Annotated in this window: 16 protein-coding genes and 2 tRNA genes; 3 read left to right on the forward strand and 15 right to left on the reverse strand. The window is 54.6% G+C overall.

Annotation, left to right across the window (positions count from 1 at the left end; genetic code table 11):
• Window positions 1-10: 10 nt before the first annotated feature.
• The 11 genes from pnp to FHW74_RS06740 form a co-directional block, all read right to left on the reverse strand.
• Complete coding sequence (gene pnp, locus FHW74_RS06690) at window positions 11-2,155, reverse strand: polyribonucleotide nucleotidyltransferase (protein WP_183169730.1); 2,145 nt, start codon at window positions 2,153-2,155, stop codon at window positions 11-13.
• 245 nt (window positions 2,156-2,400) lie between these two features.
• Window positions 2,401-2,670, reverse strand: coding sequence for a 30S ribosomal protein S15 (gene rpsO / locus FHW74_RS06695; protein WP_002434239.1), 270 nt, complete (start codon window positions 2,668-2,670; stop codon window positions 2,401-2,403).
• A 140-nt stretch (window positions 2,671-2,810) separates the two neighbouring features.
• Entirely contained in the window at window positions 2,811-3,755 is a 945-nt protein-coding gene (truB, locus tag FHW74_RS06700) for a tRNA pseudouridine(55) synthase TruB (protein WP_183169731.1), read from the reverse strand.
• Window positions 3,755-4,156 carry a 30S ribosome-binding factor RbfA gene (gene rbfA / locus FHW74_RS06705; RefSeq protein ID WP_183169732.1) on the reverse strand — a complete coding sequence of 134 codons (402 nt, stop codon included), beginning with the start codon at window positions 4,154-4,156 and terminating at the stop codon, window positions 3,755-3,757. Before rbfA ends, truB begins: the two co-directional genes overlap by 1 nt.
• Window positions 4,157-4,223: 67 nt before the next feature.
• On the reverse strand, window positions 4,224-6,938 hold the full coding sequence (gene infB, locus FHW74_RS06710; protein WP_183169733.1) for a translation initiation factor IF-2: 2,715 nt from the start codon (window positions 6,936-6,938) through the stop codon (window positions 4,224-4,226).
• Between the two features lie 24 nt (window positions 6,939-6,962).
• Window positions 6,963-8,450 (reverse strand): transcription termination factor NusA, encoded by a 1,488-nt coding sequence (gene nusA, locus FHW74_RS06715; protein ID WP_183169734.1) that lies wholly within the window; start codon window positions 8,448-8,450, stop codon window positions 6,963-6,965.
• A gap of 26 nt (window positions 8,451-8,476) precedes the next feature.
• Window positions 8,477-8,929, reverse strand: coding sequence for a ribosome maturation factor RimP (gene rimP, locus FHW74_RS06720; RefSeq protein WP_183169735.1), 453 nt, complete (start codon window positions 8,927-8,929; stop codon window positions 8,477-8,479).
• 212 nt (window positions 8,930-9,141) lie between these two features.
• Window positions 9,142-9,218: transfer RNA gene (locus FHW74_RS06725), tRNA-Met, on the reverse strand.
• A 59-nt stretch (window positions 9,219-9,277) separates the two neighbouring features.
• Window positions 9,278-9,364: transfer RNA gene (locus FHW74_RS06730), tRNA-Leu, on the reverse strand.
• 44 nt (window positions 9,365-9,408) lie between these two features.
• Window positions 9,409-9,741, reverse strand: a complete 333-nt coding sequence (gene secG / locus FHW74_RS06735) for a preprotein translocase subunit SecG (protein ID WP_183169736.1) — start codon at window positions 9,739-9,741, stop codon at window positions 9,409-9,411.
• Between the two features lie 161 nt (window positions 9,742-9,902).
• Window positions 9,903-10,805: a LysR family transcriptional regulator gene (locus FHW74_RS06740; RefSeq protein WP_183169737.1), complete on the reverse strand. Its 903-nt coding sequence runs from the start codon at window positions 10,803-10,805 to the stop codon at window positions 9,903-9,905.
• A gap of 166 nt (window positions 10,806-10,971) precedes the next feature.
• Between FHW74_RS06740 and iadA the strand changes: the two genes are divergently transcribed.
• On the forward strand, window positions 10,972-12,105 hold the full coding sequence (gene iadA, locus FHW74_RS06745; RefSeq protein WP_183169738.1) for a beta-aspartyl-peptidase: 1,134 nt from the start codon (window positions 10,972-10,974) through the stop codon (window positions 12,103-12,105).
• Between the two features lie 10 nt (window positions 12,106-12,115).
• Window positions 12,116-13,582, forward strand: a complete 1,467-nt coding sequence (gene dcuC, locus FHW74_RS06750) for a C4-dicarboxylate transporter DcuC (RefSeq protein ID WP_183169739.1) — start codon at window positions 12,116-12,118, stop codon at window positions 13,580-13,582.
• 34 nt (window positions 13,583-13,616) lie between these two features.
• Here dcuC and glmM read toward each other — a convergent pair whose 3' ends face one another.
• The 4 genes from glmM to rlmE all read right to left on the reverse strand — a co-directional run bounded on the left by glmM (window position 13,617) and on the right by rlmE (window position 18,495).
• Window positions 13,617-14,954 carry a phosphoglucosamine mutase gene (glmM, locus tag FHW74_RS06755; RefSeq protein WP_183169740.1) on the reverse strand — a complete coding sequence of 446 codons (1,338 nt, stop codon included), beginning with the start codon at window positions 14,952-14,954 and terminating at the stop codon, window positions 13,617-13,619.
• A complete protein-coding gene (folP, locus tag FHW74_RS06760) occupies window positions 14,951-15,796 on the reverse strand; it encodes a dihydropteroate synthase (RefSeq protein WP_183169741.1) in 846 nt (281 codons plus the stop codon). Before folP ends, glmM begins: the two co-directional genes overlap by 4 nt.
• An 81-nt stretch (window positions 15,797-15,877) precedes the next feature.
• The gene (ftsH, locus tag FHW74_RS06765; protein WP_040459606.1) at window positions 15,878-17,809 is read right to left on the reverse strand and encodes an ATP-dependent zinc metalloprotease FtsH; all 1,932 of its coding nucleotides are present in this window, start codon (window positions 17,807-17,809) and stop codon (window positions 15,878-15,880) included.
• A gap of 56 nt (window positions 17,810-17,865) precedes the next feature.
• Window positions 17,866-18,495, reverse strand: coding sequence for a 23S rRNA (uridine(2552)-2'-O)-methyltransferase RlmE (gene rlmE, locus FHW74_RS06770; protein ID WP_040459605.1), 630 nt, complete (start codon window positions 18,493-18,495; stop codon window positions 17,866-17,868).
• 155 nt (window positions 18,496-18,650) lie between these two features.
• On the opposite strand from rlmE, the gene yhbY reads away from it, so the two are divergent.
• A complete protein-coding gene (gene yhbY / locus FHW74_RS06775) occupies window positions 18,651-18,944 on the forward strand; it encodes a ribosome assembly RNA-binding protein YhbY (RefSeq protein WP_125294245.1) in 294 nt (97 codons plus the stop codon).
• Window positions 18,945-19,145: the final 201 nt, after the last annotated feature.

Raw genomic sequence — 19,145 nt, forward strand, 5'->3', positions numbered from 1 at the left:
ATAGCAACCCTTATTCAGCTTGCGGTGCTGCCGGAGCTTCCGGTGCGGCCGCCGGCTGAGACGGCTCGGCTGCTTCTTTAATGCTTAAACGGATACGGCCCTGGCGATCCACTTCCAGAACTTTGACCGGCACTTCCTGATTCATCTGCAGATAATCAGTCACTTTCTCAACGCGCTTGTCAGCGATCTGGGAAATGTGTACCAGGCCTTCTTTGCCGCCGCCAATGGCGACAAACGCACCGAAGTCAACGATACGGGTTACTTTACCGTTATAAACGCGGCCCACTTCGATCTCAGCGGTGATCTCTTCGATACGGCGGATAGCGTGTTTCGCTTTTTCACCGTCGGTAGCCGCGATTTTCACGGTGCCGTCATCTTCGATTTCGATGGTGGTGCCGGTTTCTTCGGTCAGCGCACGGATCACAGAACCGCCCTTACCGATCACGTCTTTGATCTTGTCCGGGTTGATCTTAATGGTGTGGATACGCGGAGCGAATTCGGAGATGTCGCCACGCGGTGCGTTGATAGCCTGTTCCATTACGCTCAGGATGTGCAGACGCGCGCCCTTAGCCTGGTTCAGTGCCACCTGCATGATTTCGCGGGTGATACCTTCGATTTTGATATCCATCTGCAGCGCGGAGATACCTTCACGGCTACCGGCTACTTTAAAGTCCATATCGCCCAGGTGATCTTCATCACCCAGAATATCGGACAGCACCACGAAGTTGTCGCCTTCTTTCACCAGACCCATCGCGATACCCGCAACGGCGGCTTTGATCGGCACACCCGCGTCCATCAGCGCCAGAGAAGCGCCGCACACGGAAGCCATGGAAGAAGAACCGTTGGATTCGGTGATTTCCGACACTACGCGAACCGTGTACGGGAAGCGCTCTGCATCCGGCATTACTGCCATCACACCGCGTTTCGCCAGGCGACCGTGACCGATTTCACGACGCTTCGGCGAGCCCACCATCCCGGTTTCACCTACAGAGTACGGAGGGAAGTTGTAGTGGAACAGGAAGTTGTCGGTACGTTCGCCCATCAGCTCGTCCAGGCTCTGCGCATCACGCGCGGTACCCAGGGTCGCGGTAACCAGCGCCTGCGTTTCACCACGAGTAAACAGTGCGGAACCGTGAGTACGCGGCAGTACGCCAGTACGCACGTCCAGACCACGGATCATGTCTTTTTCACGGCCATCAATACGCGGCTCGCCACGCAGTACGCGGCTACGCACTACGTTTTTCTCGATAGCGTGCAGAATGTCGTTCAGCTCGTTTTCATCCAGCGCGTCGCCTTCAGCCTGTTCAGCCTGCAGCGCAGCGATAACGTCGGATTTAATGGCGTCGATCTGGGAGTAACGTTCTTGTTTGTCGGTGATGCGGTAAGCGTCGCTCAGGCGAGCTTCAGCCAGCGCAGCAACGCGGCTGTTCAGCGCGTCGTTAGCCGCTTCCGGCTGCCAGTCCCAACGCGGTTTGCCCGCTTCGGCAACCAGGGCGTTGATGTTTTCGATAACAACCTGCTGTTGATCGTGGCCAAACACCACTGCGCCCAGCATCTGGTCTTCGCTCAGCAGTTCAGCTTCGGATTCAACCATCAGCACAGCGCCTTCGGTACCGGCAACCACCAGGTCCAGCTTGCTGTTTTTCAGCTCGTCAGCGGTCGGGTTCAGTACGTACTGGTCATTGATGTAACCCACGCGCGCGGCACCGATTGGGCCGTTGAACGGAATGCCAGACAGGCTCAGCGCCGCGGATGCGCCGATCATCGCCACGATATCCGGGTGAACCTGCGGGTTCACGGACACTACGGTCGCGATAACCTGAACTTCGTTAACGAAGCCTTCCGGGAACAGCGGACGGACCGGACGGTCAATCAGACGCGCAATCAGGGTTTCGCCTTCGCTCGGACGGCCTTCACGACGGAAGAAGCTACCCGGGATACGGCCAGCAGCGTAGGTACGCTCCTGATAGTTAACGGTCAGCGGGAAGAAGTCCTGACCCGGTTTGGCTTTTTTCTGACCCACAACGGTCACGAATACTGCGGTGTCGTCCATGCTTACCATCACTGCGGCGGTAGCCTGGCGCGCCATCATACCGGTCTCTAACGTGACGGTATGTTGACCATATTGAAATTTACGAACGATCGGATTAAGCAAAATAATACCCTTTCTTAATGAATGACAGCACACCGGCGCGGCGTGCTGTTGAGTATTGACCTTCTTTGCATCCTCGCGACTAATGACAATCCTAACCCCGTCGCGGAGTCAAGCCTCTCATTAGCCGCGCGAACCTCTGCACAAGAAGATCCCTTCAGGCAACAATACAGTAGTTTACTATTGAATTCTGCCATCTGGTTGAAAAAAGGGGCCATAAAGGCCCCCTTTTCTGAAACTCGCAAGAATTAGCGACGCAGGCCCAGACGTTCGATCAGGCTGGTGTAACGCGCTACATCTTTACGTTTCAGGTAGTCGAGCAGTTTACGACGCTGAGAAACCATGCGCAGCAGACCACGACGGCTGTGGTGATCTTTCTTGTGCTCTGCAAAGTGACCTTGCAGGTGGTTAATCTGAGCAGTCAGCAGAGCAACCTGTACTTCGGTAGAACCGCTGTCGTTAGTACCACGACCGAACTCAGAAACGATTTTAGCTTTAGCTTCAACGCTTAGAGACATTTTCAACTCCAAAATTATAGATAAAAAAGAGGGTGCCGATCTCTAATTCAGCCACCCCAGATACCTGCCAGCATTAAAATAACGGTTGGCAGCGTATTTAGCCGCAATATTCTACCTGTCACAGCAGCTTATCGCAAACGTTAGTCGTGGTATTCCACCACCAGTCGACGGGGCGCGACGCGTCCCTCGTCATCGATTTCACCCATGCCGATAAACTTCCGTTCATCGCCTTCGGTGACGCGCACCAGTCCATGCGGCGGCACGTCTGCGACCCGTACCGGCTGGCCATTTTTAAAATAGCCAGCAATCGCAGGTTGAATATTCACCATCGGAAAATCCGAAGCCGGACTGTCCATCGGCATTAACAGCGGGTCAAGAACCGTCGCCAAATCCATGCCCTCTTCGTCCGCCTGGGCACGTAGCGCAGCCAGCTGCTCCAGCGTCACCATGCGTTCGACAGGATATTTACTCACCGCGAGCCGCCGCAGATAGCTGACGTGCGCGCCGCAGCCGAGCTTTTCGCCCAGATCGTCAATGATAGTGCGGATGTAAGTCCCTTTTGAGCAGTGAACTTCCAGTTCCAGCTCCAGCCCTTCATGACGAATAAACAGCAGCTCATAAACGGTGATCGGACGCGCTTCACGCGGTACCACAATCCCCTGACGCGCATATTCGTACAGCGGTTTGCCCTGGTACTTCAGGGCCGAGAACATGGTGGGAACCTGTTGGGTCTCACCGCGGAAACTCTCCAGTGCGCTTTCCAGTTCCTGCGCAGAAAAGGTTACCGGCCTTTCCTCGACGATGTTGCCGTCGGCATCCGAGGTATCGGTGCGCTGCCCGAGCCGCGCTATCACGCGATAGCGCTTATCGGAATCCAGCAGATATTGGGAAAACTTCGTCGCCTCGCCAAGGCAAATCGGCAACATACCGGTCGCCAGCGGATCCAGCGCGCCGGTATGCCCTGCCCGGTTGGCATTGTAGAGACGTTTTACTTTTTGCAGCGCGTCGTTGGACGAGAGCCCGCCGGGCTTATCCAGCAACAATACGCCATGCACATCGCGACCGCGACGACGAGGACGACTCATCAGTCCTCCTTGCTGTCGTCCGGATTGACGCGGCGCGCTTCGTCGTCCTTGATGACATTGCTCACCAGGTTCGACATGCGCATCCCTTCTACCAGGGAGTTGTCATAGAAGAAGGTTAATTCCGGCACGATACGCAGGCGCATCGCTTTACCCAGCAGCGTACGGATAAAACCGGAGGCTTCCTGAAGGGCTTTAATGCCCGCTTTGATAGCCTCTTCGTCTTTGTCGTTCAAAAACGTGACGAACACTTTTGCATAAGCCAGATCGCGGGACATTTCCACGCCGGATACGGTGGTCATCAGACCTAAACGCGGATCTTTGATTTCGCGCTGCAGGATAATGGCAATTTCTTTTTGCATTTCCTGAGCCACCCGCTGCGGGCGACCAAATTCTTTCGCCATAGTAAAATCTCCAGACAAATCGGGGGGCACTCGGCCCCCCTAAAATTAAGCAGTCACATCAGCCTGATTAAGCGATGGTACGTTTAATCTCAATGACTTCGAACACTTCGATCATATCGCCAACGCGAACGTCGTTGTAGTTCTTCACGCCGATACCACATTCCATGCCGTTACGGACTTCGTTAACGTCATCTTTGAAGCGGCGCAGGGATTCCAGCTCGCCTTCATAGATAACCACGTTGTCGCGCAGTACGCGGATTGGGTTATGACGTTTAATCGTGCCTTCGGTAACCATACAGCCCGCGATCGCACCGAATTTCGGTGATTTGAACACATCACGCACTTCAGCCAGACCGATAATCTGCTGTTTCAGTTCCGGAGACAGCATGCCGCTCATCGCCGCTTTCACTTCGTCAATCAGATGATAGATGACGGAGTAGTAACGCAGATCCAGGCTTTCCGCTTCAATGACGCGACGGGCAGATGCATCGGCACGCACGTTAAAGCCAACCAGAATCGCGTTTGACGCAGCAGCCAGAGTCGCATCGGTCTCGGTGATACCACCAACGCCGGAACCAACAATCTTCACCTTCACTTCGTCGGTGGAGAGTTTCAGCAGCGAGTCGGAGATCGCTTCCACAGAACCCTGAACGTCGGCTTTCAGCACGATGTTGACTTCGGACACTTCGCCTTCGGTCATGTTGGCGAACATGTTTTCCAGTTTGGATTTCTGCTGGCGAGCCAGTTTCACTTCACGGAATTTACCCTGACGATACAGTGCCACTTCACGTGCTTTCTTCTCGTCACGCACCACGGTCACTTCATCACCCGCAGCCGGAACGCCGGACAAGCCGAGGATCTCAACCGGGATGGACGGACCGGCTTCAGTCACTTCGCGGCCCAGCTCGTCACGCATCGCACGCACACGGCCATATTCGAAGCCGCAAAGTACGATATCGCCTTTGTTCAGCGTACCTTCGCGAACCAGAACGGTGGCAACCGGGCCACGGCCTTTGTCCAGGAAGGATTCGATAACCACGCCGCTTGCCATGCCTTTGCGAACGGCTTTCAGTTCGAGAACTTCAGCCTGCAGCAGGATAGCGTCCAGCAAATCGTCGATACCGGTACCGGCTTTCGCGGACACATGAACGAACTGGCTTTCACCGCCCCACTCTTCCGGCAGGATGCCGTATTGAGAGAGCTCGTTCTTCACACGATCCGGATCGGCTTCAGGTTTATCAATCTTGTTCACGGCAACCACGACCGGCACCTGCGCCGCTTTCGCGTGCTGGATAGCTTCGATGGTCTGCGGCATCACGCCGTCGTCCGCAGCAACAACCAGAACCACGATATCCGTTGCCTGAGCACCACGTGCACGCATCGCGGTAAACGCGGCGTGGCCCGGGGTATCCAGGAAGGTGATCATGCCGTTGTCGGTTTCAACGTGATAAGCACCGATGTGCTGGGTAATACCACCCGCTTCGCCGGAGGCCACTTTAGTTGAACGAATATAGTCAAGCAGCGAGGTTTTACCGTGGTCAACATGACCCATGATGGTCACAACCGGCGCGCGCGATTCAGCCGCTGCACCTGTATCACGGTCGCTCATTACCGCTTCTTCCAGCTCGTTTTCACGACGCAGGATAACTTTGTGGCCCATCTCTTCGGCAACCAGCTGTGCGGTTTCCTGGTCGATAACCTGGTTGATGGTGGCCATAGCGCCCAGTTTCATCATCGCTTTGATGACCTGAGAGCCTTTCACCGCCATCTTGTTAGCCAGTTCGCCAACAGTGATGGTTTCGCCGATGATAACGTCGCGGTTAACGGCCTGAGCCGGCTTGTTGAAGCCCTGCTGCAGCGCGCTGCCTTTACGTTGTTTACCGCCTTTACCGCCGCGAACGGCCGCGCGAGCTTCTTCACGATCGGCTTTGGATTCAGCGTGTTTGTTGCCTTTTTTCTGGCGCGCCACTTTGGTGTTGCGGCCACGGCCACCTCGTCCGCCTTCTACTTCGCGATCGCTGTCATCTTCAGCCTGACGAGCGTGCTGAGACGTGGTGACGTGGTAATCACTCTTGTCTTCTTCGACGGTTTCAGTGCTGGTCCAGCCCGCAGAGTTTTCTTCAGCCATACGGCGCGCTTCTTCAGCAACACGGCGAGCGTTTTCTTCGAGTTTACGACGCGCTTCTTCTTCAGCCTTACGCTTCAGTTCATTCGCTTCAGCTTCGCGGCGGGCTTTTTCAGCCTGAGCGGCTTTGGTTGCTTCGTCAGTTTGTTGATTGCTCACTTTACTATTTTCCGCAGCTTCGCGTTTAGCCTGGTCTGCAAGCTCACGTTTAGCCTTTTCGTCTGCTTCGCGTTTAGCTTTCTCTTGCGCTTCACGCTTCGCTTTTTCCTGAGCCTCGCGCTTGGCAGCTTCCTCTGCTTCACGCTGGGCCTGCTCTTCCGCTTCACGCTGCGCTTGTTCTTCCGCGGCAAGGCGTTCAGCCTCAGCCGGATCACGTTTTACAAAGGTGCGTTTCTTGCGGACTTCGATCTGTACCGATTTGCTCTTACCACCGGTACCCTGAATGCTTAAAGTACTGCGCGTTTTGCGCTGCAATGTCAACTTATCCGGCGCCGAACCATGTTCACGGTTCAGGTGAGCCAGTAAAGTTTGTTTCTCTTGCGCCGTCACAGAGTCTTCAGCGGACTTGGGGATCCCTGCATCAGCGAATTGCTGTACCAGGCGGTCCACCGAGGTCTGAATCTCTGCGGCCAGCGCTTTTACGGTTACATCAGTCATGCTGTTCCTTCCTGCTACAGTTTATTACGCTTCGTCACCAAACCAACAGATATTACGCGCGGCCATGATCAGCTCACCGGCTTTCTCATCCGTCAACTCTTCAATATCTGAAAGGTCATCAACGCCTTGTTCGGCGAGGTCTTCCAGCGTACAAACCCCACGAGCAGCCAACTTCCAGGCAAGAGCGCGATCCATGCCTTCGAGGCCTAACAGATCTTCACTCGGCTTCTTGTCGCCGAGGCTTTCTTCCTGAGCCAACGCCAGCGTCGTGAGTGCGTTTTTGGCACGTTCGCGCAATGCTTCAACGGTCGCTTCATCCAGCCCGTCGATTTCAAGCAGCTCTTTCATTGGCACGTAAGCCAGTTCCTCGAGAGTCGAGAAACCTTCTTCAACCAGAACCGTGGCGAAATCTTCATCAATATCGAGATGTTTGGTGAAGGTATCGATCGCGGCGTGCGCTTCGGCCTGGTGTTTCGCCTGCAGATCTTCCACGGTCATCACGTTGAGTTCCCAACCGCTTAACTGCGAAGCAAGACGCACGTTCTGGCCGTTACGACCGATCGCCTGCGCCAGGTTGCCAGCTTCAACGGCGATATCCATAGTGTGTTTATCTTCATCCACCACGATAGATGCCACATCCGCCGGCGCCATCGCGTTGATCACGAACTGGGCCGGGTTGTCGTCCCACAGAACGATATCGATACGCTCGCCGCCCAGTTCGGTAGAAACCGCCTGAACACGCGCGCCACGCATACCGACGCAAGCGCCAACCGGGTCGATACGCTTATCGTTGGTTTTCACCGCGATTTTGGCACGGGAACCCGGATCTCGAGCGGCAGCTTTAATCTCAATCACTTCTTCGCCGATTTCCGGCACTTCGATGCGGAACAGTTCGATCAGCATTTCCGGCTTGGAACGGGTCACGAACAGCTGTGCGCCGCGCGCTTCAGGGCGTACGGAATAGAGCACGCCACGAATACGGTCGCCCGGACGGAAGTTTTCACGCGGCAGCATATCTTCACGGAGAATAACGGCTTCGGCGTTACTCCCCAGATCGAGGCTGATGTTGTCGCGGTTCACTTTCTTCACCACGCCGGTAATGATATCGCCTTCATGCTCGCGGAACTGATCGACAACCATGGCACGCTCGGCTTCACGTACTTTTTGCACGATAACTTGCTTCGCGGTCTGGGTGGTAATACGGTCGAAGGTGACCGATTCAATCTGATCTTCTACATAGTCGCCGACGGTGAAGTTCGGATCTTCGAACTGCGCCGCTTCTAATGTGATTTCACGGGTCGGCTGAGTGACTTCTTCCACCACCATCCAGCGACGGAAGGTATCGAAATCACCGCTTTTACGATCGATGCTGACACGCACGTCGATCTCTTGTTCGTATTTTTTCTTGGTTGCCGTGGCCAGGGCACTTTCCAGCGCTTCGAAAATCTTCTCGCGCGGAACCGCTTTTTCGTTAGAAACAGCTTCAACAACAGCCAAAATTTCTTTGTTCATCCTGGGCTTCGCCTCAATCCAGACTGTTAAAAATGGGGAACCAGATTCGCTTTCTGAATGTTGCTCAGCGCGAACACTTCGTCTTTGCCCTCAACCGTTACGGTGATCATTTCGCCTTCAACGGCTTTGATGACACCCTGCCATTTACGGCGGTTCTGAACCGCCATACGCAGCACTACCGTGACTTTTTCACCGAGAAAACGCGTGTAATGCTCAGCGGAGAACAGCGGACGGTCGAGACCTGGCGAGGACACTTCCAGGTTATATGCCACAGTGATCGGATCTTCGACGTCGAGTACAGCACTCACCTGGTGGCTAACATCAGCACAATCGTCAACATTGATGCCATCTTCACTATCAATATAGATGCGCAGCGTCGATGTGCGACCACGAAGAAACTCGATGCCGACAAGTTCATAGCCCAGTGCTTCAACCGGCGCTGTAATCATCTCTGTTAATTTTTGCTCTAATGTGGACAAGCCCACCCCCAAGACATAAAAAAAGGGCATAAAGCCCAGTTATTATTAACTCAGATAACAAAAAACCCCGATAAATCGGGGCTTTTAATAACTGAACCCTGTAAGCCGCAAGCGCGGCCCGGACACTTCCGAGAGAATTTTCTTTCAAATTTCATGCTGTAAAGCGTCAACCGCTGTTCACAGTCTATTTGAAAAAAAACTTTCAGGGAAAGTGGTTGCGGGGGCCGGATTTGAACCGACGACCTTCGGGTTATGAGCCCGACGAGCTACCAGGCTGCTCCACCCCGCGTCCGAAAACGTGGCAAATACTACGCCTAAAACGTCTAAAATGCAAGTTTTGCTTAGATTTGGTACCGAGGACGGGACTTGAACCCGTAAGCCCAATCGGGCACTACCACCTCAAGGTAGCGTGTCTACCAATTCCACCACCTCGGCACTTTGTGTACGGCTTCGTCGATAACCGTACTGAAGCTGACAACTTACTGCGGGATATCGCTGGTCGGTTTAGCCGGCGCTACGTCCTGAACTTTCTCAGTCTGAGCTGGTGCGTTCAGGTTATCCCACTCGCTTCCTTTATTGGTTTTGTTGCTATTGATATTACCCAGTACCAGGCTGATGATGAAGAACAGCGTCGCCAGAATAGCCGTCATGCGGGTCATGAAGTTACCAGAACCACTTGAACCAAACAGCGTGGCGGAAGCGCCTGCTCCAAAGGAGGCTCCCATATCAGCGCCTTTACCTTGTTGCAGCATGATCAGACCTACCAGGCCAATGGCTACAATAAGGAAAACTACCAAAAGAGCTTCGTACATAATCAACCTGTTCCTTGCGGGTTAACCGCATACCAATTGCTTCACCAAGTAAAGTGGGAGGCGTTTGTCATTCCCCACTGAAGCGGGTGTGAATACTAACCAAAGCCAGGGTGGTGCGCAAGACCATTTTCACCTTCCTGGCGCGTTTGCAGAAAAAAACATCAACCCTGTGAGTTTCGGGACAATTTCTCCCAGCACAGGCTAAGAATTGGGCGATTCTCCTGGCGCTGGCACCAAATCACGATAGCGATTTCGCGCTGCCGGGAGGCGTTATCCGGCCAGAGTTGTACCAGTTCGCCGCTGGCAAGCTGTTCTGCGACGGTGGATTCCGGCAACCAGGCCAACCCCATACCACGCAGCACCATTTCACGAATGCTTTCGCTTAACCCGCTTTCAAAAACCGGTTCAAGCCGGGCGGCGAGCTGCTTTTCAGCGGGCGCGATAATCTGCTGTACAAACGTGTAATCACTATAGCGCAGCCAGGGAATCGGGCTGAGCTCATCGTCGATAAGCGGCATCAAGTGCGCGGCCATCACCGGAATAAAACGCTCGTAGCGCCAGACCGTGCGCTTTAGCTGTTCTGCCGTTTCCAGCGAGGGCTGAGCCTGCAGTAAATCGTAAGTGATCAGTAAATCGATCTGGCGATTTAGCAAGGCGTTAAAGTGATTATCGATGCCCTGCATACAGGCATTCACCGTGAAGCGGGCTTCAGGATGGGTACGGTGCAGGTAATTAATCATATCCGGTAACACATTGATCGACAGGGTGTGCAAGCTCACCATCACAATAGTGTTATCCGTCTGCGGCAACATGCAGGATAACTCGTGCTGCGCCTCCTTCAGCGTGGAAACCACCTGTCTGGCGTAAGGCTCAAAGCGCTCGCCATAACGCGTGAGCGTTACGGGCGTGGTGGTTCTGTCGAACAGCGGCGCGCCCAGGGTCTCTTCCAGCGCCTTAACCCGGCGGCTGAACGCCGGTTGGGTAACGCATCGCTCGCGCGCGGCGAGGGAAAAGTTGCCGTGCCGACTCAGGCTTAAGAAATCTTCCAGCCATTTACTGTCCATATGTTGGGCCCTGCTATGCCATTTCGGTATTACCCGATACTAAATCCGCAATAGCCACACAAAAAGTAAAACTTTACCTTTTAGCACAGCGGCACCGACTTTATTTCTCCCTTATATAAGCCGCCACGTTTTACCTTCTCTTTCTTACACACATAGCAGGCTTGATATGTTCACGTTACTGACCAATGCCAGGGTTTTTGCACCAAAGGATTTAGGTAGACAGTCCGTCTTACTGTACGGCGATAAGATTGTCAGTATTAGCGATACCTCCCCCACGCTCCCTTTCCCTGTGACCACGCACGACTGTAAAGGTAAATGGCTGGTGCCCGGTTTTATCGATCAGCACGTCCATTTGACCGGCGGCGGCGGCGAGGCGGGATTTGCCAGCAGAACGCCAGCGTGCAGTCTCACTCGCCTGATTTCCGCAGGCATTACCACCGTCGTGGGCGTGCTGGGCACCGATGGCATTTCGCGTTCGCCGAAAGATCTGTATGCCAAAATGCAGGCGCTCAATCTGGAGGGGATCCGGGCATATATGCATACTGGCTCCTATGAGCTGCCTACCCGCACCATCACCGGCAATGTGCGGGACGATATTGCGTTTATTCCGGCCATTCTCGGGGTCAAAATCGCCCTTGCTGACCATCGCGGCTCCTTCCCAACACGGCAGGAACTGTTGCGGCTGGTAAGCGATATTCGCGTCGCGGCGCTGTTGGCCGGCAAAAAAGGCCTGCTGCATATTCATCTCGGCGGATTACCCGACGGCTTTGATTCGCTGAATGCGCTATGCGATGCCGGACTCCCCATTCACCACCTCTCTCCGACGCACGTGGCCCGCACAGCACCGCTGTTTGAACAGGCGATCGCTTTCGCCCGGCGCGGCGGCATGATTGACGTCACGTCGGGCGGCAGCCGCTATGCCCCACAGGAAGAGGCGATTGCCCATGCGCTGGAATCCGGCGTCGCACCGCAAAACATCACCATCAGTTCCGATGGCAACGGCAGCGTCCCGCGCTTCAACGCCAGCGGCGTAGTGGAAGGCCTTTCCGCTGCACCGGTTGACGGCAATATACTGCTGTTGCCGCGGCTGGTGGACGCCGGTATTCCGGTTGCGCAGGCGCTGGCGATGCTGACCTCGAACGTAGCGGACTCTTTAGGTATCAGCGGCGGACGTATCGCCGTGGGCGAGCGCGCCGATCTCTGCGTGCTTAACGACGACCTGACGCTTCACCAGACATACGCAGCCGGACAGCTCATGTTCGCGTCCGGCGAGTGTCTGGTGCGCGGCAATTTTGAATGAGGGCCAGGCGATGTCATTACTGATTGCACTTATTGCCGTGATTTTTGCCGGTCGGCTGATCCTTAAAAAATACAATCCCCAGGCGGTACTGCTGTTAACCGGTCTGGCGCTGCTATTTATCGCCCAGATTTTCAACATGTCGGAGATCAGCGGGCTGGTAAAGAAAACTACCGGCGTCAGCGCCTTCGATGCGTTTGAGTTTATTCGCGATACCCTGAGCGTGCGGCTTGGCGGGCTGGGATTGCAGATCATGCTGATTGGCGGGTTCGCCGTGTATATGTCTGCCATCGGCGCCAGCCAGGTACTGGTGCGTCTCACCTCTCGCCCACTCCAAAAACTCAACTCGCCGTATTTACTGCTCGGCCTGGCATTACTCCTCGGCCAGTTTTTATCGCTGTTTATCAGCAGCGCGACCGGGCTGGGTTTGTTGCTTATGGCGACGCTTTACCCGCTATTGACGCGCCTGGGCTGTAGCCGAGCCGCCGTTGCAGCGGTGATCGCCAGCACCTGCGCCGTGGAATTTGGCCCCGGCTACGGTAACTCAGTGCTGGCCGCGAAAACCGCAGGCGTAGAAGTGGTTGAGTATTTTGTTCGCGACCAGCTGCCGGTGGTGGTCCCGGTGGTGCTGTTTATCGCGGTATTGCACATTGTGGTGCAACGCTTTTTTGATAAGCGTCAGCGGGCAGAAACCTCACCACAGTCGGATGTGACGCTGAAAGAAAATGAAGGTCCGCAAGCGCCGATTATTTATATGTTCCTGCCGATGCTGCCGTTGGTGCTGATGCTGCTGTGTAGTAGCCTGGCGTTCAGTCAGCTGCGCATTACGCTGGATACGGCGGTACTGATCAGCGTCTTTATCAGTCTGGTTTGTGAGTACTTACGTCATCGTAACGCGCGCGACGTGATGGCAGGCTTACAACGCGTTTTCGACAGCATGGGCAACGTGTTCGCCACCGTGGTCACGCTGATTATCGCTGGTGAAGTCTTCTCCGCCGGGCTAAAAGCCACCGGCGCGGTGGACGCGCTGCTGAATATGTCCAGCGAGTTTGGGCTCAGCGCAGCGTCGATTATTTTGCTGATGACCTTAATCACCTTCTCCATCTCAGCGCTGATGGGCTCGGGCAATGCGGCGTTTTTCTCCTTCGCGCCGATGGTGCCGGAAATCAGTAAGCATATCGGTAGCGATGTGGCGGTAATGATGCTGCCTATCCAGCTTTCGGCAGGGATTGGCCGCACCCTCTCGCCCATTGCCGGGGTAATCATTGCTATCGCCGGGATTGCTGGCGTATCGCCAGTAGAAATCGTGAAGCGCACCGCACTGCCCATGCTGGGCGGATGGCTACTGATGCTGGTACTGACGTTTATGCGTGCCGGGCATCTGATGAATATTCTGCCATGGCTGGGGGGAATGGTGGTGCTGATGCTGATTGGCGCACTGGCGTTACGAAAACGCCCGGCAAATCCTGAAACCGCCTGATAAAAAAAGCGCCGGAATCCCGGCGCTTCGTTTTTTACGCTGCTTTAACCGCATCGGCAATACGGTTGGCAAACGCAGTGACTTGCGCTTCGTCTTCGCCTTCAACCATCACACGGATTAACGGCTCGGTGCCGGATTTACGCAACAGCACGCGGCCACGGTTGCCCAGCGCCTTTTCGACTTCGGCGGTGACTGCTTTCACCTGATCGTTTTCCAGCGGATCGCCGCTGCCAGCGGTAAAACGCACGTTAACCAACACTTGCGGGAACAGTTTCATGCCACTGCACAGGTCGTGCAGGCTCATATGGTTCCTGACCATGGCGGTTAATACCTGGAGCGCCGCAACAATGCCGTCGCCGGTGGTGGTCTGGTCGAGCAGAATCACGTGTCCTGAGTTTTCCGCCCCAATGCGCCAGCCTTTCTCCTGCATTTTTTCCAGCACGTAGCGGTCGCCCACTTTGGCGCGGGCAAACGGGATACCGAGCTGCTTCAGCGCCACTTCCAGGCCCATGTTGCTCATCAGCGTGCCGACTGCGCCGCCGCGCAGTTTGCCCTGGCGCAGGCCTTCGCGGGCAATGATATAAAGGATCTGGTCGCCATCGACTTTATTGCCTTCATGGTCGACCATAATGACGCGGTCGCCGTCGCCATCGAACGCAATGCCCAGATTGGCTTTTTCTGCGACTACACGCGCCTGCAGCATCCGCACATCCGTCGCGCCGCATTTTTCGTTGATGTTCACGCCATCCGGCTCGCAGCCGATGGCAATGACTTCAGCGCCCAGTTCGCGCAGCACGTTTGGCGCAATGTGGTAGGTCGCGCCATTGGCGCAATCCACCACAATCTTCAGGTTGTTGAGATTGAGTTCGTTTGGAAAGGTGGCCTTACAGAATTCGATATAGCGTCCGGCAGCATCCACGATCCGGCTGGCTTTACCGAGCTGCGCGGAATCGACGCAGGTGATCTCTTTTTCCATTTCGGCTTCGATCGCTTCTTCAACTTCGTCCGGTAACTTGGTGCCGTCAATGGAGAAAAATTTGATGCCGTTATCGTAAAAGGGGTTATGCGATGCCGAGATCACGATACCGGCTTCCGCGCGGAAAGTGCGGGTCAAATAGGCGATTGCCGGAGTAGGCATCGGGCCAGTAAACGACGCGGACAGGCCCGCTGCGGAAAGGCCCGCTTCCAGCGCGGATTCCAGCATGTAGCCAGAAATACGGGTGTCTTTCCCGATAATAATTTTACGCGAACCATGACGCGCCAGCACCTGGCCTGCGGCCCAGCCCAGTTTGAGCACAAAATCAGGAGTGATTGGCGCATCACCTACACGCCCACGAATGCCATCGGTGCCAAAATATTTACGGTTACTCATAGCGTTTTTTTATCCTTCGCTGAAAGTGTAGCTTCGACAACTCTCATTGCTTCTACCGTCTCTTTAACGTCATGGACGCGAATAATTTGCGCCCCCTGCATCGCCGCGATCACAGCACAGGCAAGGCTGCCGCTTAATCGCTCCGTCGGTCCAACATTCAGTAACTGACCGACCATAGATTTACGCGACATTCCCACTAATAGCGGTAGTTCGAAATGATGAAATTCTGCAAGCCTGGCGAGAAGTTGATAATTGTGGTGGAGATTTTTACCGAAACCAAACCCCGGGTCGAGCAACAATTTCTCTTTTGCGATGCCTGCGGCTTCGCAACGCGCGATTTGCTCAATAAAGTAGCGATTTACCGATTCATACACGTCGTCATAATGCGGCGCGTTCTGCATAGTGCGCGGTTCGCCCTGCATATGCATCAGGCACACCGGCAGGCCGGTTTGCGCAGCGGCGGCCAGCGCCCCAGGCTCCTGTAATGATCGAATATCGTTGATGATATGCGCGCCCGCTCTGGCGGATTCAAGGATCACTTCCGGTTTCGAGGTATCCACGGAAACCCATACTTCAAAACGTTGCGCGATGGCCTCAACGACCGGGATCACGCGCGCCAACTCTTCATCCACGCTGACCTCATCGGCACCCGGCCGGGTGGATTCGCCGCCCACGTCGATAATCGTCGCCCCGGCATTAATCATGGCGTTGGCATGCTTCACCGCATCAATCAGCTGGTTATGCTTGCCGCCGTCCGAGAAAGAATCCGGCGTGACGTTGAGAATTCCCATTACGTGGGGGTGCGTAAGATCCAGCGTGGATCCCTGGGCATAGAGTTTCATCGTTAATCCTTGAGACCAGTTCACATACCAAAAAAAACCCCGGGCATGCCCAGGGTTTTCTCATTACCGCTTCATTAAAACTTACTTGTCGCCCAACTGTTCTGACATGGTATTGCCCGGGTTCGGCGTGCGCGGCTCATCAATCGGACGCGGCGCTTGCGGGGTGCCATTGTTGTCAGAGTTGTTCGTACCTGGATCTTCCCAGCCTGCTGGCGGACGCACGTGGCGGCGGGCCATCAGGTCGTCAATCTGCGGCGCATCGATGGTTTCATACTTCATCAGTGCGTCTTTCATGGCGTGGAGAATATCCATGTTGTCATTCAGGATGGTGCGGGCGCGATTGTAGTTACGCTCAATCAGCGCTTTCACTTCCTGGTCGATGATACGCGCGGTTTCATCGGACATATGTTTGGCTTTCGCTACGCTACGGCCCAGGAACACTTCGCCCTCTTCTTCCGCGTACAGCAGCGGACCGAGTTTGTCGGAGAAGCCCCACTGAGTCACCATGTTACGCGCCAGGTTCGTCGCCACTTTGATATCGTTGGACGCACCGGTAGAAACATGCTCGGCACCGTAGATGATCTCTTCAGCAAGACGACCGCCGTACAGGGTGGAGATCTGGCTTTCCAGCTTCTGGCGGCTGGCGCTGATCGCATCACCTTCCGGCAGGAAGAACGTCACACCCAGCGCGCGACCACGTGGGATAATCGTCACTTTATGCACCGGATCGTGTTCCGGCACCAGGCGGCCAATAATGGCGTGGCCTGCTTCGTGATACGCGGTGGATTCTTTCTGCGCTTCGGTCATCACCATGGAGCGGCGTTCCGCACCCATCATGATTTTGTCTTTCGCTTTTTCGAACTCAACCATTGAAACAACGCGTTTGTTACCGCGAGCGGCAAACAGCGCGGCTTCGTTCACCAGGTTGGCGAGATCCGCACCGGAGAAGCCCGGGGTACCGCGTGCGATAATGGCCGCATCGATGTCCGGAGACAGCGGAACGCGACGCATATGCACTTTCAGGATCTGCTCACGGCCACGCACATCCGGCAGGCCAACCACAACCTGACGGTCGAAACGGCCTGGACGCAGCAGCGCTGGGTCAAGCACGTCAGGACGGTTAGTCGCCGCGATAACGATAATGCCTTCGTTACCTTCGAAACCATCCATTTCAACCAGCATCTGGTTCAGGGTTTGTTCACGTTCGTCATGACCGCCGCCCAGACCCGCTCCACGCTGACGGCCTACGGCGTCGATTTCATCGATAAAGATGATGCACGGCGCGGCTTTCTTGGCCTGTTCGAACATGTCACGAACGCGGGATGCACCCACGCCAACGAACATTTCTACGAAGTCGGAACCTGAAATGGTGAAGAACGGCACTTTCGCTTCGCCCGCGATGGCTTTCGCCAGCAGGGTTTTACCGGTACCCGGAGGGCCAACCATCAGCACGCCTTTCGGGATCTTACCGCCCAGCTTCTGGAAGCGGCTCGGTTCACGCAGATATTCAACCAGTTCGCCCACTTCTTCTTTCGCTTCGTCGCAACCGGCGACGTCGGCGAACGTGGTCTTAATCTGGTCTTCGGTCAGCATACGCGCCTTGCTCTTACCGAACGACATGGCGCCTTTACCGCCGCCGCCCTGCATCTGGCGCATAAAGAAGATCCAGACGCCAATCAGCAACAGCATTGGGAACCAGGAAATAAAGATGGAAGCCAGCAGGCTTGGCTCTTCAGGCGGCTCGCCAACCACTTTTACGTTTTTGGTAATCAGGTTATCAAGCAGCTTCGGGTCGTTAACGGGGATGTAAGTCGTGTATTTGTTACTGTCTTTCTTGGTAACGTTGATTTCACGTCCGTTGATACGCGCTTCGCGAACCTGATCCTGGTTAACTTCCTGCAAGAAGGTAGAGTAATCCACCCTACGGCCATTCGACTCGCTGGGCCCAAAGCTCTGGAATACTGACATCAGCACAACGGCAATGACCAGCCAGAGTATTAGGTTTTTCGCCATGTCACTCAAGGGATTAACCTCATATTACAACTGTGTTAACAAACAGCGTCAGGGTACTATAGTTTGCGCCCAGTCGCTACAATGTAAACTTCACGTGAACGGGCACGGGAAGAATCCGGCTTACGAACTTTCACCTTCGTAAACAGGGAGCGAATATCCCTTAGATACTCATCGAAACCTTCGCCCTGGAACACCTTCACTACAAAACTACCACCCGGCGCCAACACATCGCGACACATATCCAGAGCCAGTTCGACCAGATACATGGAGCGAGGAATATCAACAGCAGGTGTCCCGCTCATATTTGGCGCCATATCCGACATGACAACCTGTACTTTACTCTCACCTACACGCTCCAGCAGCGCTTTCACGACTAATTCATCACGAAAATCGCCCTGAATAAAGTCCACACCGACGATAGGATCCATAGGTAAAAGATCGCATGCGATAATGCGACCCTGGCCGCCAATCTGCGTGACCACATACTGGGACCAACCGCCGGGTGCAGCGCCAAGATCGACAACCGTCATTCCTGGCTTAAAAAGTTTGTCACTTTGCTGTATTTCATCAAGTTTAAACCAGGCTCGGGAACGTAACCCTTTTTTCTGAGCCTGTTGAACATATTTATCGCTAAAGTGTTCCTGGAGCCAGCGGCTCGAGCTGGCAGAACGCTTTTTACCTGTCATTTCAATTTCCATCCGGGTTCATCGTGCTACCCACGTGCCGTCAGGCTGAATACCCTGCGGTTTCGCATCGCAGTACAATTTGAAATCTGTTGGGTATTAATGGGAGATGGCGGTAGAATGAACCGTTTTCAATCCCAACGTAAGTAAAAAAACCGATGAATCTGAGTACTAAACAAAAACAGCACCTGAAAGGTCTGGCACATCCGCTCAAGCCCGTTGTTATGCTTGGCAATAATGGTTTGACCGAAGGGGTACTGGCCGAGATTGAACAAGCGCTGACGCATCATGAGCTGATCAAGGTGAAAATCGCCACGGAAGACCGCGAAACGAAAACCCTGGTCGTTGAGGCCATCGTGCGGGAAACCGGCGCCTGTAATGTCCAGGTTATCGGTAAAACGCTCGTTCTGTACCGTCCTTCACAAGAGCGCAAAATTTCTCTGCCGCGTTAATCATCATTGGATGAGTCCACATAATTGTAACAATAATGTGGCAGCGCTGAGCAAAATGCCATGCTCTGTGTGATGTTAAAAGGCCGCATCGCGGCCTTTTACCTGGCTTTACAATAGCCGCAGATTTTCGTTGTGCAATCGCCACGGTTTTTATTTCACGCCCGCCGTCAAACTTTCAACGCAGACGTATATTCTTTAACC

The sequence above is a fragment of the Atlantibacter sp. RC6 genome (genome assembly GCF_014193285.1).
GTDB lineage: Bacteria > Pseudomonadota > Gammaproteobacteria > Enterobacterales > Enterobacteriaceae > Atlantibacter.

Bases quoted from the DNA above. Each gene is read 5' to 3' on its own strand.
- truB (WP_183169731.1), bottom strand. From the start codon at position 3,755: ATGAGTCGTCCTCGTCGTCGCGGTCGCGATGTGCATGGCGTATTGTTG.
- dcuC (WP_183169739.1), top strand. From the start codon at position 12,116: ATGTCATTACTGATTGCACTTATTGCCGTGATTTTTGCCGGTCGGCTG.
- folP (WP_183169741.1), bottom strand. From the start codon at position 15,796: ATGAAACTCTATGCCCAGGGATCCACGCTGGATCTTACGCACCCCCAC.
- glmM (WP_183169740.1), bottom strand. From the start codon at position 14,954: ATGAGTAACCGTAAATATTTTGGCACCGATGGCATTCGTGGGCGTGTA.
- infB (WP_183169733.1), bottom strand. From the start codon at position 6,938: ATGACTGATGTAACCGTAAAAGCGCTGGCCGCAGAGATTCAGACCTCG.
- nusA (WP_183169734.1), bottom strand. From the start codon at position 8,450: ATGAACAAAGAAATTTTGGCTGTTGTTGAAGCTGTTTCTAACGAAAAA.
- secG (WP_183169736.1), bottom strand. From the start codon at position 9,741: ATGTACGAAGCTCTTTTGGTAGTTTTCCTTATTGTAGCCATTGGCCTG.
- iadA (WP_183169738.1), top strand. From the start codon at position 10,972: ATGTTCACGTTACTGACCAATGCCAGGGTTTTTGCACCAAAGGATTTA.
- rpsO (WP_002434239.1), bottom strand. From the start codon at position 2,670: ATGTCTCTAAGCGTTGAAGCTAAAGCTAAAATCGTTTCTGAGTTCGGT.
- ftsH (WP_040459606.1), bottom strand. From the start codon at position 17,809: ATGGCGAAAAACCTAATACTCTGGCTGGTCATTGCCGTTGTGCTGATG.
- yhbY (WP_125294245.1), top strand. From the start codon at position 18,651: ATGAATCTGAGTACTAAACAAAAACAGCACCTGAAAGGTCTGGCACAT.
- FHW74_RS06740 (WP_183169737.1), bottom strand. From the start codon at position 10,805: ATGGACAGTAAATGGCTGGAAGATTTCTTAAGCCTGAGTCGGCACGGC.
- rbfA (WP_183169732.1), bottom strand. From the start codon at position 4,156: ATGGCGAAAGAATTTGGTCGCCCGCAGCGGGTGGCTCAGGAAATGCAA.
- rlmE (WP_040459605.1), bottom strand. From the start codon at position 18,495: ATGACAGGTAAAAAGCGTTCTGCCAGCTCGAGCCGCTGGCTCCAGGAA.